Genomic DNA, 13,639 nt, shown 5'->3' with positions numbered 1-13,639 from the left:
CCATGCGCGTTGGCTTACTTCCGACTGACCGTGGCGGCAGCTATCGTTTCGTAATTGTGCTTCTGGCAATTCTGGGCATTCTTGTCTCTGCCCTTCCGGTGGTTGTTGTGACCATCATGTCATTCTCTGCCGCTGAAACATCGGGCTTTCCGCCGGATAGCTATTCTTTGCGTTGGTACGGCGAAGTTGCGCGTCTATTCACCAACGAAGATTCTTCCAGCGCGCAATCCGTGGTCGATTCAATGGTGACCAGTCTGGTTGTTGCCTTGATCGTGATGGTTGTCGCGACCGGCGTTTGCATCCCGCTGGCCTATGCGCTGGCGCGGGGGCAAAGACGGGTGCGCGAAGGGATGGAACTTTTGTTCACACTGCCTTTGGTCTTTCCACTTGTGATGCTCGGGATCGCATTCCTGTTGATTGCAGAAAGCCTCGCGCTGGAACTTGGCATCTGGCGGATCGTCATCCCGCATATCGCGCTGGTTCTGCCTTTCGTGCTGCGGAACTGTCTGAGCGCAATGAACGGCATCAGTGTGGAACTCGAAGAGGCGGCAATCTCGCTTGGGGCGTCACCGATGCGCGCCATTTGGGACGTTGTTATTCCTTTGATGAAAGCGGGCATTCTTGCGGGTCTGATCTTTGCCCTGATCATCAGTTTCAACGAGTTCACCATCACCTTTTTTATGTACACCATCGACGTCAGTACCCTGCCGATCTGGATGTACAGCCGAACAGTGTCGTCGCTGGATCCCTCCACGCTCGCGCTCTCGGTTTTCATTATCGCTGCCGATGTGCTGTTGATCGTGCTTGTGGACAAGCTGATCGCGGGCAAAGGCAACCTCTTCTGAAAGGGTCGCTACCATGAGCGAAACTCATCTCACTATCGAAGGCGTGTCCAAGTCCTTTGGCGACGTCCGAGCACTGTCCAATATCGATCTCAAGGTTGATCGCGGCGCCTTCGTTTGTCTGCTTGGCCCGTCAGGCTGCGGGAAGACCACCTTGCTGCGGATCATCGCGGGGTTTGAACAGGCAACGTCTGGCAAGCTTTTGTTGGACGGGGCTGACATCACAGACCTTGCGCCGCACAAACGCGGGTTTGGTATGGTGTTTCAATCCCTTGCGCTGTTTCCGCATATGTCGGTGGCTGAAAACATCGCCTATGGGCTGAAGCTTCGCAAAGCGTCACGCGTTGAACAAAAGGATCGCGTCGAGGAACTTTTGAACGTCATCGAACTCCCCCATATCGCGGATCGTCCGGTGTCGGCCCTGTCTGGTGGCCAGCGTCAACGGGTCGCTATTGCGCGCGCGCTCGCGATCCAGCCAAAGCTATTTTTGCTTGATGAACCGCTGTCCGCACTGGACGCCAAACTGCGTGACAATATGCAGATCGAATTGCGCCGCTTGCAACAGAGCTTTGGGGTGACAACGGTGCTGGTTACACACGATCAGACCGAAGCTATGATGCTGGCAGATGAGCTGGTTGTTCTGAGTGATGGTGTGATCCAGCAAGCGGCACCTCCGAGCCAAGTCTATCAGTCACCTGTCAATCCTTTTGTCGCGGATTTCATCGGCTCCGCAAATATACTGCCCGCAGTTTCAACCAGCCAAAGTACGCTAGGTCTGCTCGGTGTGGACACTGGCGTTTCTGTTGAACATGCGCCAGGCAGCACGCTTCAGGCCGCCGTGCGATCAGAGGCGATTTCGCTACGCAAAGTCGAAAGCGGCGGTACGGGTATCGTTTCTTTCGCCCGCGATCTTGGACCGGTCACCGAATGGCTAGTGCAGGCTGAGGGGCATGAAATCCGTGTCCGAGGCGCATCGAGCGCGGTATCGCCAACAGTTGGCGATCAGGTGTCGTTACAGTTTGACCAAGACCGCATTTCGGTCTTTGCGAGTTAAATTTTTGTAGACCAGCATTGCTCCTGCCAAATCCTCCAACGCCGCGCCAACGGATTTGAAAACGGTGATCTCCTGATCGTCGCGACGTCCCGCGTGATTGCCACCACAAAGATCGTATAGATCGGCTTTCACGTGATCTTCAGAGATCAATCCTGCCTTCAAAGGCTGCAAAATATCGCCCCCTTCAGCGAAGACCCCGTCGCGAGTATCTGCGAAGACAGACGTGTTCACGATGGCAGCATCGTCGCATTCACGCATGTCTGATTTGAATGCTCCGATTAGGTCCAGATGCGTACCGGGTTTCAGCCATTCGCCAAGCACCAGTGGCTCACGTGACAGCGTGCAGCAGGAGATCACATCTGCTTCCCGTGCAGAGGCCTCTAAATCGGTGCAGGCGACGGCAGTAAACCCCAAAGCCCGCGCCTTTTCGGCAATTTCTTCGGCCTGCTCAAGGCGACGCGCCCAGATTTCGATGACATCAAATTGGCGATGCACCGAATGCGCCTCGATCAGGTTGAGCGAGAGTTTCCCTGCACCAACAATCAGCAAACGACGGGCATTCGGCCGCGACAGATATTTAGCCGCCAATGCCGATGCGGCCGCCGTGCGCCGCGCGGTCAGTTCTGCGCCATCCATTATCGCCTGAAGTTCACCTGTTTTGGCAGAGCTAAGGATGTATACGCCTGCAATAGCAGGTAGACCACGGGCACCGTTTCCAGGCACCACATTGACCATCTTTACGCCAAGATGATCACCAGATCGCCACGCAGGCATCACCAATAGCGTGCCAGCCTCTTCACCGGGTACGTCAAAACTGTGGTGGTGCCGCACCGGCATGTCACAGCCCGTTTCAAAAAGCCCGTCGATTGCATCAATCAACGGGCTCATTTCTAATGCTGCAGAGGTTTGTTCTGCAGTCAAAAAATGTGTCATGGTTAGCCTTTGGTGGCGGTCACCATAACTTCAACAAGGAAGTCCGGTGTGACAAGTTTGCTTTCCACGCAGGCGCGTGCTGGCGGATTTTTTGGGTCAATCCATGCATCCCAGACTTCGTTCATCTCTGCCACGGTGGAGATGTCAGAGAGCCAGATTTGCGCCTGTAGAATGTTAGACTTGCTGCTGCCAGCCTCAGCCAACAAGCGGTCAACTTCGGCTAACATCGATACGGTTTGAGACTTCACATCAGGGCCTTCGCCGATCTGTCCAGCAAGATAGATCATGTCGTTATGGATCACGATCTGGCTCATGCGGTTATCGGGTTCTTTACGTTCAATCGCCATTCTTCATCTTTCTATTTTGAAGGGAGTGAGGGGGAAAACTGCATCAGGCTGAGAATTTCAAACAGCATCTGCGCACCGTTTTGGGCGGTGTTGGTGGTGGGGTCATAGGCCGGAGCAACTTCGACGACGTCGCCTCCAACAAAGTTCAAACCTTTGAAGCCTCGGATCAATTTCATGGCTTCACGTGTCGTAAGGCCTCCAACCTCTGGCGTTCCGGTGCCAGGGGCGAAGGCTGGATCAAGGCTGTCGATATCAAAGGATAGATAGGTTGGCCCATCGCCTACGACCTGCCGCGCCAATGCGATGATCTCCGGCAGGCGTTCCTCAGTAATATCTTTGGCTTCAATAACGGTCATCCCAGACATCGTGGAAAATTCCCAAATGTATCCTGCAGCGCCGCGAATGCCGATCTGAATGGTTCGCTCCGGGTCCAAAACACCATCTAAGACCGCGTTGCGAAAGGGCCCCCCGTGATGGAACTTCTCCCCCTCGTAGGACCCGCCGGTATCGCAGTGCGCATCGATATGGATCATGCCTACGGGCGTCTTTTCACCTACGGCGCGCAAAATAGGATGTGTGATCGAATGATCCCCGCCCACTGCCATGGGTAGGACATTGTTGGCAACGACTGCTCTGGCAAGCGCTTCAATGTCTTCATGACTCTGAGCGAGATCAAATCGACTGCGGAAAGGCACGTCGCCAATATCAGCCACCGCCATTTCATGAATGGGTGCAGTTTCAAGCGCATCGTTATAGGGGCCGACGCGCTCGATTGCGCGCAACGCACGCGGCCCAAACCGTGATCCGTTCCGATTGGTCACGCCCAAATCCATGGGCACGCCAAACAATGCAACTTGCAAGTCTTTCATGCCTTCGGCGGGGCGCTGCGGCGAGTCCAATAGCGTGGGGATACCTGCATAAGGGGCTGAACGATGCCCTCCTTCAGAAAAAACCTTTTCTGCAACGCGCTGATATTTAGGTGTGAAAATCGTTCCACCATCGGAGTCGGCAAACTTGGCCCGCAGTAATTCCAATTTTTCAGTATGGTGTGACAAACCGCACCCCTTTCTTTCGTTTCTTCTTGTTTCGAAGAAGTTGAAGGTTTTATAAACTGGAAATGAAGCAAGATTACTTGCATAAAGTGATAACTAAGAACGAGGTTTGTTTTGGCGCGGCGCAAACGCATCTTTTCGGGGAATGTTACTGAAGCTGACTTAAAGCTGATGCGGGTCTTTAAAACCGTTATCGAATGTTCCGGCCTATCAGCCGCCCAGACCGAATTAGGGGTTGGTGCATCAACGATATCGCGTCAGGTATCTGACCTTGAAACTCGATTGGGGCTGCGTTTGTGCCATCGAGGGCGTGGAGGCTTTGCGCTGACCCAGCAGGGTGAAATGGCGCTTGAGCATATCGACCGTCTCCTCGCGGCTTCAGAGGAGTTCTCTACCAACATCGCCGCGATCAACAACAAACTTGTCGGCCAAATTAACATTGGCATGATCGACTATACAGTCATCGATACACGCAATCCTCTCGTCCCGGCAATTAGCGCGTTTCGTGAACGCGCACCTGAGGCCAATGTCAGTCTGATGACCGGCACCCCGTCAGAAGTTGAACGCGGCGTCATGGACGGAAGTTTACATATCGGAATTGTGCCTGACTATCAAAGGCATCCCAGCTTGAACTACGCTTCGCTTTACGACGAGGAAGTCGGGCTTTACTGCGCCGCCAATCATCCAATTGCTACAAAAATTCGATCGGGTGTCGACGTTTCAAAGGATGTTGTCACCAAACATGCGCTGGTCCACCGCGGCTACTTTGAAAGCGACCGGTTACGCGCACTAAAACAGAACTTCCCAGTAGGGACAGTCGCTTATCAAACAGAAGCAGTGATGGCCCTGGTTGGTTTTGGGATATATCTGGGTTTTTTCCCTGCGCACTGTAGAAACACAGCGCAGTTTGAATTTCTAGAAATCCTGCCAGAGGTTTTCGGCTTTTCAACTCCGATCATGGCGATTTGGCGAAGAGATCGAAACCAGTCGCAAGTTCTGCAAGAATTCCTAGAACTTGTACTCGATCGCAAACGAATAAATATCGTTTGACGATCACGTATCACACAATCCGCAAGACCAAGCACTAAGTTCGTTTATAGTGCCGCGCTATCAAACGCTGTTGTTGCGACGTCCGGTAAATTGGGTCGGGAAGAGGCCGTTCGCCGCTGTCTGCACCAAGGTCTGCTATGCGCTTGAAGCAAACTTTGCAACGTTTTAAGCGGCCCAAGGCCGCCGTTCACTAGTGTGTGTCGATGCTGCGATGCAGCCCGTCGGAGGAGACATTCGCCGCGAGCGCGAAGGCCAGCGCTAGTCGAACCCACGGTCTGTGGACGAGGAGAGCCTTCGTTGAGCTTGCGCCAAGGGGCGCTCTGATTTAGTGAGGGGAATGACAACTGTAAGGGCAACTGCTGAGAGCAATTTGCTGGTACCAGGAATGTAATTTCTTAGCCGACGAGATCGTTTTGACTGCCACTTTCGTGCAGCTCTTACAATTGTCATAGCAACAATTTGTTTGCGACAGGAAGGTAGCTGCTAGATTTTGCAGCCAGTTCAGTAGGTAAATGCGAGTACTTCTACTAGATAACGCTAAAGGCATGCTCATCTTTTTGGTTGTGTTGGGGCATTACCTCGAAGCGATCAATGGTTGGGAGAACCGGCACCTCAGCTTGATCCTTACAGCGATTTATGTGTTTCATATGCCAGCTTTCATTTTTTTGGCGGGGATGACCTCCAAACGAGAAGGACTTAGGGAACGCGTTATATATATCGCTATTATCCTCGCGATGTTTCAGTTGGCCTATGTGGTTCCAGTGAGCGCCATCAACGGTAAATGGGTGGTGGGCCTGTTTCAGCCGTATTGGATTTTGTGGTTTCTATTGTCTTTCATTTTTTGGACGCTGTTGATTCCGCTAGTTTCTAGGGTGCCGCATGCGTTTGCGGTGTCGATTGCAGTTGCTATCATCAGTGGCTTTTATCCGGGAGACGGTTATCAGTTTAGTATCATGCGAACCCTAACCTTTTTGCCATTCTTCGTCGGCGGGTTCCTTTACGGGCATCGCGTAGTCGCAATATCGCAAACCTTTGCAACCCGATGGTACCTCGCAGTAGCGGTTCTGGGGGTAGCGGCTGTCGTAATAAATTCGTCTGGCCTGCATCAGGGGTGGCTATACGGTTCGTTCACTTACGCACGCTTAGGTTTTGATGAAGTGCCTGCCGCACTCATCAAATTTGCCCTGTTGGTCATCAGTTCCGCAAGCATAGTTGCCTTCCTTGCCTGCGTACCCACCAACCGTAGCTATTTGAGTGCAATCGGTGAGAATAGTTTGGCCATATTCGCGTTACATGGTTTCTTCGTGATGACTGTGGGAGAAGCGATTGCCAGATATGGCCCGCTCTCGCTTCACTGGAGGATTGCTCTCGTTGTCCCGATATCCCTGGTCACAACTATCGTTCTGGCAAACCCCATTTTCAGCAAGACCATTCGCGCGGTCGCCGTCAAAATTGGCAGTCGGCTTTCAGGGTACAGAAATTCCTGAAAGCTCCATACCCGTGCAGCAAAGACCAGCTATAGAACAGGGTCGCCAAGAGCGTGTACAGCGCCAGAATGGCAACATTAACTGGGTTTCCGGACAGTTTGGGCGTCTTGATTTGAGAGACGTTCAACACCGCAAGGCACAAGGCGCTGATCGCGAGAATAATCGCAAATGTTGGGCGTTCAAAAAAACCTGAAAACATAACAATAAAGACAAGACTGATACTGTTGTTATCAATCGCAAGCCCCGTGTATTTCGCATCACCCGAAAGCCCGAATGTACTGAAATAGCTCAGGCGGATCACGCCAAAAACCAAGGTGACGAACACAACGGGCAAGAACCAAGGACTGAAATCAGCATAGCTCAGGATCAATATGGCGGGCGTTACGCCGTAGCTGACAATGTCGATCAACAGATCGAGCGTGCCACCAAACGCGCGATCATCGCCGGTGCGACCCTTCATCCGACGGGCAATCAACCCATCCGCCCAATCAAACCCAACGGCCCAAATCATGCCGATCATCGCCGCAGGATAAAGCTCGATTATCGCAAAATAAATCGCCAGCAAAGAGCAGCCCAGCCCCGCGAGAGAGCAGATGTTTGGCAGATCTTTGATGTATGACAAGATCGGAGGCTTGGGCGTGACAGCGTTTTCGATTGTCATATGACATCCTTTGAGTTAGGCGAAGGGACACCTTGTCAACATTTGACAGGCAATCTCTGCTTTCCATTCTGAGTGCATTTGAAACGCGCAGTTTCAAAACGTGAACCGACTCCGGGCGTCTGAACGCCTGGAGGTATCTCAGTTTAATTATTTGAAAAAAACTGAACAAATACGCACACGCGCATTCAGATGCCTCGTGCTACCACCGATGATGGGTGGGCAAAAGGATAAAGCGAAAATGATCGTCTACACCGTTGGCACTTTCGACCTTCTTCATGTTGGCCATCTGGCTTTGTTAAATCACTGCAAATCATTGGGCGACACTTTAGCCGTTGGCGTCGCATCAGATGAGGTCGTGAACCTGTACAAGCCGAACGTTCCGGTTATCCCATTGCAACAGCGCGTTGAGATGCTTGAGGCGCTCAGTTGTGTGGACATCGTGCGGCCCTATCATGCGCTCGAATACGTTTCAGGCTGCAAAGCGGTAGGCGCCGATATCTTTGTGATCGGCGAGGATTGGGGCCGCAAACGCCACAATCTTGATGTTGATGCCTACCTGAAGGATATGGGCAAACAGGTCTCTCAGGTGCGCTACAATCCGCGAACATCATCCACAAAAATTAAACAGATGGTCATGGCGCAAACTCATGCGAGGGCAGCCGAATGAAAACCAGTCTACTCTCAAAAAAGACGACATAGATGGCGGCACTCTTTTCCCTGCCAGATGCGTTCAGCGCAGGCGAATGTGACCGCATCCTTGCGGCCATCACGGCTGCCCCGTCCAAAGATGCGCGATTGGTCGGCCAAACGCGCAACCCTTCCCTCCGCACGGCACATTTAGTTTGGCTTGATGACGTTGACGGGCTTGGTTGGGTCATGGATCGACTGATCGAAATTGTCCGCAAGTCCAATGCCGATCAGTTTGGCTTCGACCTGCACGAGTTTGCCGAAAGCCCGCAGGTCGCAAGCTATGACGCCTCTGACAGCGGCCATTTCGCATGGCACTCAGACATTGGCGAAGGCCCTGTGGCCCGCAAACGCAAGCTCACACTCGTGCTACAACTCAGCCTGCCAAATTCTTACAAAGGGGGCGATCTCGAGGTGATGCCAAGCGCCCAAATCCTGTCGGCTAACCGTGCTCAAGGCTGTGTCAGTATTTTCCCCAGCTATACCTTGCATCAGGTGGTTCCCGTGCAAAGCGGCATGCGCCACTCACTCACACTATGGGCACATGGGCCGGCGTTCAGATAGCCGATCAAAAATCATCGAACTCTGGCACATTTCCGATCCGAACTAGAAATGTTGGCGGGCTTATCTCGCCAGAACTTCGGTCCTCGACAATCATATAAGCGTCCGCGCCTGCACAATCAGGGGTTTGGCTCGCACGCTCTGCGCGGCTCTCAGCCTCTTCCGCCGTTGTATACTGAAACTGTTTGTCAATTTTGACGCCAGCCGGAGCGCCCTTTGAGCCTTTTGTCTCGATGTAGGTCTGACAAATGTAGTGGGTCTGCGACGTATCGTCTGACATTGTGTGTGATCCTTAAAGAAAATGTGCAGAAACAGGTAACCGAAGTGCTTCAAAAGGCTCAAAACGTTCCTGATATGGGTCTAACTATCTGATGTGCCTCAAAGTGTCTCTGGCGAAGTTCAATACTTAGTCACCGTCAGGAGCGTTCTGCACGGGAATAGCGTCGATTGGGACAAGCGCGGAACAAGCTTAAGATGCGGCGCAACATCCTATGATATTAGGGCTTGCCAACGTGGGGTTGTCGTTGTGAGAGGGCATGGCGGATTGGAGGATCAGTCATGGAGACACCAAACCTACCAGCCATTCGCGCACTTCGCCCAGCTTGGAACAAGGGTCGCATCGTTGGTCAGAAACGACCGCTGAAGCCCAAACATGTTTGGGCAATCCGAGTTCGACTGGAACTGGTCGAGAACCATCGCGACCTCGCACTCTTCAACATGATAATCGACAGCAAGCTTCGCGGGTGTGATCTCGTGAGAATGAAGGTGGTTGACGTCTTTGCGTCCGGCCAAGTCAAGAAACGGGCGTCGGTGTTACAGAGCAAGACACAGAAACCTGTACGGTTTGAGATATCGGATGGGACTAGAGCGTCAGTTGAGAAATGGATGGAAGACGAATTAATGGTCGGGTCAGAATATCTTTGGTCTGAGCGACTTCACGATCGGCTGCACATTTTCACCCGTCAGTACGCGCAGATCCCGTGCGACTGGATCGCCTTTTCTGGCGGCCCAAAGCTGCCGTTGGTCATGTTTTCTCGGTGCAGCGGTGCGGCCCGTCTAATCGAGGATTAGATGCGAGTGCGCGAGCTATATTTAACGTTGGCCGTAACGTAGGACAAGTCTACCGCTCGATGCAATGTTAGAGGGTGTTTGAAGAAAAATACTTTGTCTTTGTTGAGGAGATGCGCTTTACACCGATGTCGGCCTCGTCAATAATTAACGAATAATATGCGCGTCCTTTGTTTGGCGCGTATTGCACTGACACATTTTAAATCGAGTTCTAATATTTGGATTATAGAGAATAGTGAGCGCGAGGTGCTTTCTGTCCACGCCGTCAGACAGTTTCGTGCGCGCGTGGTGCAACATTGCTTTGAAAAAACGCAGTTGGAGCCTCCCTTGTCCCGGGACCAATTCGAGGTCGTCGGCAATGCTTTGTTTGATCGGACCCACGCTTTTCTTAAGGACCACCCCTCGGCAAGCTACGACAGCTATGTACTTTTGGTGCTGCTGTATTTCATACGCGGGGTAGAGGCGATGGAAGGTCCGGATCTGCAAGCCACGCTACGAAACTCCCGGATCGGTATTAACACGCGGGTGCGAGTGATCTACGATGTGACGCGATATTTGATAAAGGAGGGGTATTAATGCCAGTTCTCGCTCCATTGGTGCCGGCCGCCGCAACTGCAGGAGGCGGTACCGCAGCCGTCGGAACAACCGCAGCCGTCGGGTTGACTGCGACGGAAATGGCCGTGTTAGGTGGCGCGGCCCTGCTTATCGGCGGCGTGGTGGTTGTAGACTTGCTTGACGACTATCTCGACACGCCAGCTACCGAAAGCGAGGTTGATGCTATTCAGACGCAAGCTGGGGACCGCTCAAAGGCCGACGAGCGGCGCTTACAGGATTGCGAAAGCTGCATCTGGTGTATGGTCAACATGCAGGCTCAGGGCAGCTTCGTTGATCAGCGCGACCGAACCGCACCGCAGGGTATCGGGCCTTATTTGGTCGAAGGGCGGACCGTATTTGTGCGCGAGGGGGTCATGATTGCTGGGCTGACCCACGAATTTGCGCGTGGCATAGCCTCGAGGCGCGACTTCCGCGACATTGAAAGTTTTGACATCCTCGCCAAAACAATTGCCTTCATCCAGCGTCAGCCGCCAACGGGTCTTGCATTCAATTCGCGCGACAATCGGCCTGGCAGTCTGAACCGCTACAGCGGACAAATCCGATACGACATCAACGTCTTCGGCACCGTAAACGCGTTCATGTCATGACGCCGCATCTATTCATCGACACGTTGCTTGAAAAGTACCAGCAAGCGCCCAGCTATCCGTTTCACGACTGGGTTGAGAATCCAGTGTCGTTTTACGCGCTCATCAATCTTTGGGACGATATATTCAAGGCCGCCGCCGGAAAGGTAGCGCTCGAATTTGTGGCCGCGAATGAGCTAAAGCAAGATCCAGATTCCAAAGTCTATTCAGTCGTTCACGACGGGATGTCGCGGATTATGCATGTGAGCCACGACGCCGAAGGTGGGCTATTCTTTTTGGCGGAGTCGCAACCGAGTCCGGACGAGGATGCGCCCTTAGATCGGCTAGAAATTATTAGCGATATATCGAGACCCCAACTCCTTGCGAGTTTTCAAATGCTGCGGGAATTTGCGCGCGCCGACTTGTCCGCTCCGGACGCGCGGTCCGCGTTGGAACAAGATTTCGTAATTCGTTTCAAGAGCGCGTTCGGCTATCCTGATTTTGATCCATTTCAGGGCCCATCGATCGACGGCAACGACGATGTCGATCACAGCGGCAGCGAAGAAGCCTGACTATTCTTTGGCAATGCGAAGCCAGTGACGCGCGCCAGGCGCGATCCACGCGTCAACTGGCCCAAAAAATGCCGCTCGTTTTTCGTCAGGTAAGCTTTCTATAAAACCCGGCAAAACTGCCGGGTCGTAGAAGCGCACAAAATACCATTTTCCGGCTCGATCTTGCGCTCGGGTAAATCTACGCAAATGCTTGCGAACCGCCTGCAGGCCTGCGCTGCTGCGTAGAAACACAGCAGCGTTACTGTCCCAAAGGTGCCAGCTGGTCGCGGTATCCGGGTGCTTCGTGAACAAGCGCCGAGTAAACGTGATACCGGGTCGAAGTTCGACGAGCCATGGTGCCACCTCAGCCAGTTCTTCCTCGGCTTCGCCTTGAAATAAGCAGCCATAGGTCAAACTTGATGCATCAAGCTGTTCTCGAAGTCCCTGTATTTTTGCGGCGTCAAGCAACGCGAAAGTTCGCGTAAGCTCTACCTGCGTCTCGGTGTCACCAAATATCCAATTTCTCAATTCGGCGGGTAAATCCATAGGGGAGGCAGCGCCAAATTGCAGATCCAAGGGTAAAGGCGTGGGAAGTTCTTGCATCAGGCTTGTGCACTTACTTTTGTTCATTCGATTGAGGCTACCCTCTTACTCGGCTCTGTCAAGTTGCCAATTTATGTAACAGGGACTAGTTTTGAAGATCAACGATCCGAATTTTGATGCAAGGAGGCCGTTATGGGAACGCCCAACTTCGGTCAAGATTTCAAGCGTAAGCTGGCGCGGTCGACGGAGGAACGCGACTTATTAAAAAGGCCGCCGCGTACTTCGCCAAGGGTGCAAGATGAAGTAGGCGTTTATCGCCGATCACCGCCCCCTTTCTTCAGTGCGCCGGATGTGCCGTTGCTTCAGCATTCGCCCAATGGTTTTCATGCATGGATTAAAAACCCGCTAAGACAGCGGAAAGGTCTTAGAGTATCGCAAACTGCATGACGGTTTCATCGAACAAGGTGAGATAAGTGGCCCAAACCGCGTTTTCAGGCTGGCACGATTGGCAGGGCGCCGTGCTGAGATCGGCAGTTTGATGTCGCTAAATCGGACACGGCTTGGGTCTCAGATATCACTTACATCAATACCTAAGAGGGGTTCCTGTGTCCGGCCGTTTGACTACGAAAGCCAAAGCAATCCGTCTTGATCCAGACAGACCAGAATTCCCAATATATCAGTCGGGATTGGGCTGCATTTCTGCGGGCGCACAACGTCGGATGAGAAGGCGTGGAAACTGTCATGACAACGCGGTCGCCTGTCGCCTTCGAAAACAGTCAGCGCAATATCAGCCAACAGGGTGTCTAGGTGACTTGGCGCTATTCAGTTCAACGTAGACACGATCATCTTTGGGAGTTTCTGGTAGAGTAACGTCGTGAGGGAGTTGAGTAATGCCAATGAAGTTGGCTACGACAGGGTGCCTAATTTGGGAATGGGGATAAACTGGCTGTAGGTGCGCCTCATGAGTAAAATGGTAATGTACTGATATTATACATGTAATTTTTTTCAGACTATGTAGGCTCAGTCTGATCTGCCCGGATTTATTACATAACGCCAATTATTTGATATCAACGCTGAACAAAAATTTTACCTTTTGGCAGGAAAACTCATCCATCGATGCAAGGCTACGCCTCTCGTAATCTAGGGGTTCTCCGTACAACCGCTGTAAACGAGATGTGGTCCTAGGTTTTGGACCAGTTTGCAGCCTTCTTAAGATGGATCAGGGTTTGATTTAGGCTGCTAATCTCATCGATCCTGTTTTGCTGGGAATACGCCTCATCGGAGGCCAATAAACCGTGGGTCGACTGCAAGCGTTCAGCGTTGTAAGGTTAACCACTTGCCGATCCCAGCTCGCATTTCTGAGCCGGTCTCGACGGTATTCAGATAGACACATTCATACTCCAGGGATCGCCACAGCCGTTTGATCGCGGACATGATTGAGCTGGCGCGCCAGTACGATCGACATGGCTACCGTCGGGTCGCAGTGTTGTTGAGAGATGCTGGCCAGCCCGCTCTCGGCAGATTTGCTTTTGTTAATCGCCTGCCGTGCAATGGGTAAATGACAAACTTGTGGAAGGTTTGTGGCGACGCGAGGGGCTCAAAGTACCAATGAAACAGCCAAAGAT

15 protein-coding genes and 4 pseudogenes are annotated in these 13,639 nt (G+C 52.5%); 12 read left to right on the top strand and 7 right to left on the bottom strand.

Features of this window, described 5'->3' with window-relative positions; all coding sequences use genetic code 11:
• Positions 1-2: 2 nt before the first annotated feature.
• On the top strand, positions 3-845 hold the full coding sequence (locus Q0746_RS05805; protein ID WP_298258193.1) for an ABC transporter permease: 843 nt from the start codon (positions 3-5) through the stop codon (positions 843-845).
• A 13-nt stretch (positions 846-858) separates the two neighbouring features.
• On the top strand, positions 859-1,896 hold the full coding sequence (locus Q0746_RS05800) for an ABC transporter ATP-binding protein (protein ID WP_298258192.1): 1,038 nt from the start codon (positions 859-861) through the stop codon (positions 1,894-1,896).
• Here the strand turns inward: Q0746_RS05800 and Q0746_RS05795 are convergent.
• Genes Q0746_RS05795 through speB form a run of 3 tightly spaced genes read right to left on the bottom strand, consistent with a single transcriptional unit; the run spans position 1,855 to position 4,231 of the window.
• Complete coding sequence (locus tag Q0746_RS05795; protein ID WP_298258190.1) at positions 1,855-2,829, bottom strand: ornithine cyclodeaminase family protein; 975 nt, start codon at positions 2,827-2,829, stop codon at positions 1,855-1,857. The genes Q0746_RS05800 and Q0746_RS05795 overlap by 42 nt on opposite strands.
• Before the next feature lie 2 nt (positions 2,830-2,831).
• The gene (locus tag Q0746_RS05790; RefSeq protein WP_298258188.1) at positions 2,832-3,176 is read right to left on the bottom strand and encodes a RidA family protein; all 345 of its coding nucleotides are present in this window, start codon (positions 3,174-3,176) and stop codon (positions 2,832-2,834) included.
• 11 nt (positions 3,177-3,187) lie between these two features.
• Positions 3,188-4,231, bottom strand: a complete 1,044-nt coding sequence (speB, locus tag Q0746_RS05785) for an agmatinase (RefSeq protein WP_298258186.1) — start codon at positions 4,229-4,231, stop codon at positions 3,188-3,190.
• Between the two features lie 111 nt (positions 4,232-4,342).
• Here speB and Q0746_RS05780 point away from each other — a divergent pair, with 111 nt between their 5' ends.
• Together Q0746_RS05780 and Q0746_RS05775 are read left to right on the top strand one after the other, a co-directional pair.
• Entirely contained in the window at positions 4,343-5,278 is a 936-nt protein-coding gene (locus Q0746_RS05780; protein ID WP_298258184.1) for a LysR family transcriptional regulator, read from the top strand.
• Positions 5,279-5,790: 512 nt separating this feature from the next.
• Entirely contained in the window at positions 5,791-6,765 is a 975-nt protein-coding gene (locus Q0746_RS05775; RefSeq protein ID WP_298258182.1) for an acyltransferase family protein, read from the top strand.
• Here Q0746_RS05775 and Q0746_RS05770 read toward each other — a convergent pair.
• Positions 6,725-7,426: a CDP-alcohol phosphatidyltransferase family protein gene (locus Q0746_RS05770; RefSeq protein ID WP_298258180.1), complete on the bottom strand. Its 702-nt coding sequence runs from the start codon at positions 7,424-7,426 to the stop codon at positions 6,725-6,727. The two genes, Q0746_RS05775 and Q0746_RS05770, sit on opposite strands and share 41 nt — an antisense overlap.
• Positions 7,427-7,664: 238 nt before the next feature.
• On the opposite strand from Q0746_RS05770, the gene Q0746_RS05765 reads away from it, so the two are divergent.
• Together Q0746_RS05765 and Q0746_RS05760 are read left to right on the top strand one after the other, a co-directional pair.
• Positions 7,665-8,093 (top strand): adenylyltransferase/cytidyltransferase family protein, encoded by a 429-nt coding sequence (locus Q0746_RS05765; protein WP_298258178.1) that lies wholly within the window; start codon positions 7,665-7,667, stop codon positions 8,091-8,093.
• Between the two features lie 32 nt (positions 8,094-8,125).
• A complete protein-coding gene (locus Q0746_RS05760) occupies positions 8,126-8,677 on the top strand; it encodes a 2OG-Fe(II) oxygenase (RefSeq protein WP_298258175.1) in 552 nt (183 codons plus the stop codon).
• A 4-nt stretch (positions 8,678-8,681) separates the two neighbouring features.
• Here the strand turns inward: Q0746_RS05760 and Q0746_RS05755 are convergent, their stop codons facing one another.
• Positions 8,682-8,954, bottom strand: a complete 273-nt coding sequence (locus Q0746_RS05755) for a hypothetical protein (protein ID WP_298258173.1) — start codon at positions 8,952-8,954, stop codon at positions 8,682-8,684.
• A 278-nt stretch (positions 8,955-9,232) separates the two neighbouring features.
• On the opposite strand from Q0746_RS05755, the pseudogene Q0746_RS05750 reads away from it, so the two are divergent.
• From Q0746_RS05750 to Q0746_RS05735, 4 genes and pseudogenes are all read left to right on the top strand, one after another.
• Positions 9,233-9,667, top strand: a pseudogene (locus Q0746_RS05750) (integrase); the annotation flags it as partial.
• 402 nt (positions 9,668-10,069) lie between these two features.
• Positions 10,070-10,318 carry a hypothetical protein gene (locus Q0746_RS05745; protein ID WP_298258171.1) on the top strand — a complete coding sequence of 83 codons (249 nt, stop codon included), beginning with the start codon at positions 10,070-10,072 and terminating at the stop codon, positions 10,316-10,318.
• Positions 10,318-10,944 carry a hypothetical protein gene (locus Q0746_RS05740; RefSeq protein ID WP_298258169.1) on the top strand — a complete coding sequence of 209 codons (627 nt, stop codon included), beginning with the start codon at positions 10,318-10,320 and terminating at the stop codon, positions 10,942-10,944. The genes Q0746_RS05745 and Q0746_RS05740 overlap by 1 nt, the downstream gene beginning before the upstream one ends.
• Entirely contained in the window at positions 10,941-11,492 is a 552-nt protein-coding gene (locus Q0746_RS05735) for a hypothetical protein (RefSeq protein WP_298258166.1), read from the top strand. The genes Q0746_RS05740 and Q0746_RS05735 overlap by 4 nt, the downstream gene beginning before the upstream one ends.
• Here Q0746_RS05735 and Q0746_RS05730 read toward each other — a convergent pair whose 3' ends face one another.
• Positions 11,493-12,017 (bottom strand): DUF4123 domain-containing protein, encoded by a 525-nt coding sequence (locus tag Q0746_RS05730; RefSeq protein ID WP_298258164.1) that lies wholly within the window; start codon positions 12,015-12,017, stop codon positions 11,493-11,495.
• Positions 12,018-12,236: 219 nt separating this feature from the next.
• Between Q0746_RS05730 and Q0746_RS05725 the strand changes: the two are divergent.
• Positions 12,237-12,772: pseudogene (locus Q0746_RS05725) on the top strand (IS3 family transposase); the annotation flags it as partial.
• A gap of 552 nt (positions 12,773-13,324) precedes the next feature.
• Here Q0746_RS05725 and Q0746_RS05720 read toward each other — a convergent pair.
• Positions 13,325-13,439 (bottom strand): annotated as a pseudogene (locus tag Q0746_RS05720) (IS3 family transposase); the annotation flags it as partial.
• Between Q0746_RS05720 and Q0746_RS05715 the strand changes: the two are divergent.
• Positions 13,432-13,637 (top strand): annotated as a pseudogene (locus Q0746_RS05715) (hypothetical protein); the annotation flags it as partial. The pseudogenes Q0746_RS05720 and Q0746_RS05715 overlap by 8 nt on opposite strands.
• Positions 13,638-13,639: the final 2 nt, after the last annotated feature.

Source organism: uncultured Litoreibacter sp. (assembly GCF_947487515.1).
In the GTDB taxonomy this organism is placed as follows: domain Bacteria; phylum Pseudomonadota; class Alphaproteobacteria; order Rhodobacterales; family Rhodobacteraceae; genus Litoreibacter.
Note: the sequence above shows the minus strand (reverse complement) of the source record. Positions and strands in the feature narration are given on the sequence as shown.

Coding starts and splice junctions, on each gene's coding strand:
- Q0746_RS05730 (WP_298258164.1), bottom strand. CDS start 12,017: ATGGATTTACCCGCCGAATTGAGAAATTGGATATTTGGTGACACCGAG.
- Q0746_RS05805 (WP_298258193.1), top strand. CDS start 3: ATGCGCGTTGGCTTACTTCCGACTGACCGTGGCGGCAGCTATCGTTTC.
- Q0746_RS05735 (WP_298258166.1), top strand. CDS start 10,941: ATGACGCCGCATCTATTCATCGACACGTTGCTTGAAAAGTACCAGCAA.
- Q0746_RS05760 (WP_298258175.1), top strand. CDS start 8,126: ATGGCGGCACTCTTTTCCCTGCCAGATGCGTTCAGCGCAGGCGAATGT.
- Q0746_RS05740 (WP_298258169.1), top strand. CDS start 10,318: ATGCCAGTTCTCGCTCCATTGGTGCCGGCCGCCGCAACTGCAGGAGGC.
- Q0746_RS05790 (WP_298258188.1), bottom strand. CDS start 3,176: ATGGCGATTGAACGTAAAGAACCCGATAACCGCATGAGCCAGATCGTG.
- Q0746_RS05800 (WP_298258192.1), top strand. CDS start 859: ATGAGCGAAACTCATCTCACTATCGAAGGCGTGTCCAAGTCCTTTGGC.
- Q0746_RS05775 (WP_298258182.1), top strand. CDS start 5,791: ATGCGAGTACTTCTACTAGATAACGCTAAAGGCATGCTCATCTTTTTG.
- Q0746_RS05795 (WP_298258190.1), bottom strand. CDS start 2,829: ATGACACATTTTTTGACTGCAGAACAAACCTCTGCAGCATTAGAAATG.
- Q0746_RS05765 (WP_298258178.1), top strand. CDS start 7,665: ATGATCGTCTACACCGTTGGCACTTTCGACCTTCTTCATGTTGGCCAT.
- Q0746_RS05755 (WP_298258173.1), bottom strand. CDS start 8,954: ATGTCAGACGATACGTCGCAGACCCACTACATTTGTCAGACCTACATC.
- Q0746_RS05770 (WP_298258180.1), bottom strand. CDS start 7,426: ATGACAATCGAAAACGCTGTCACGCCCAAGCCTCCGATCTTGTCATAC.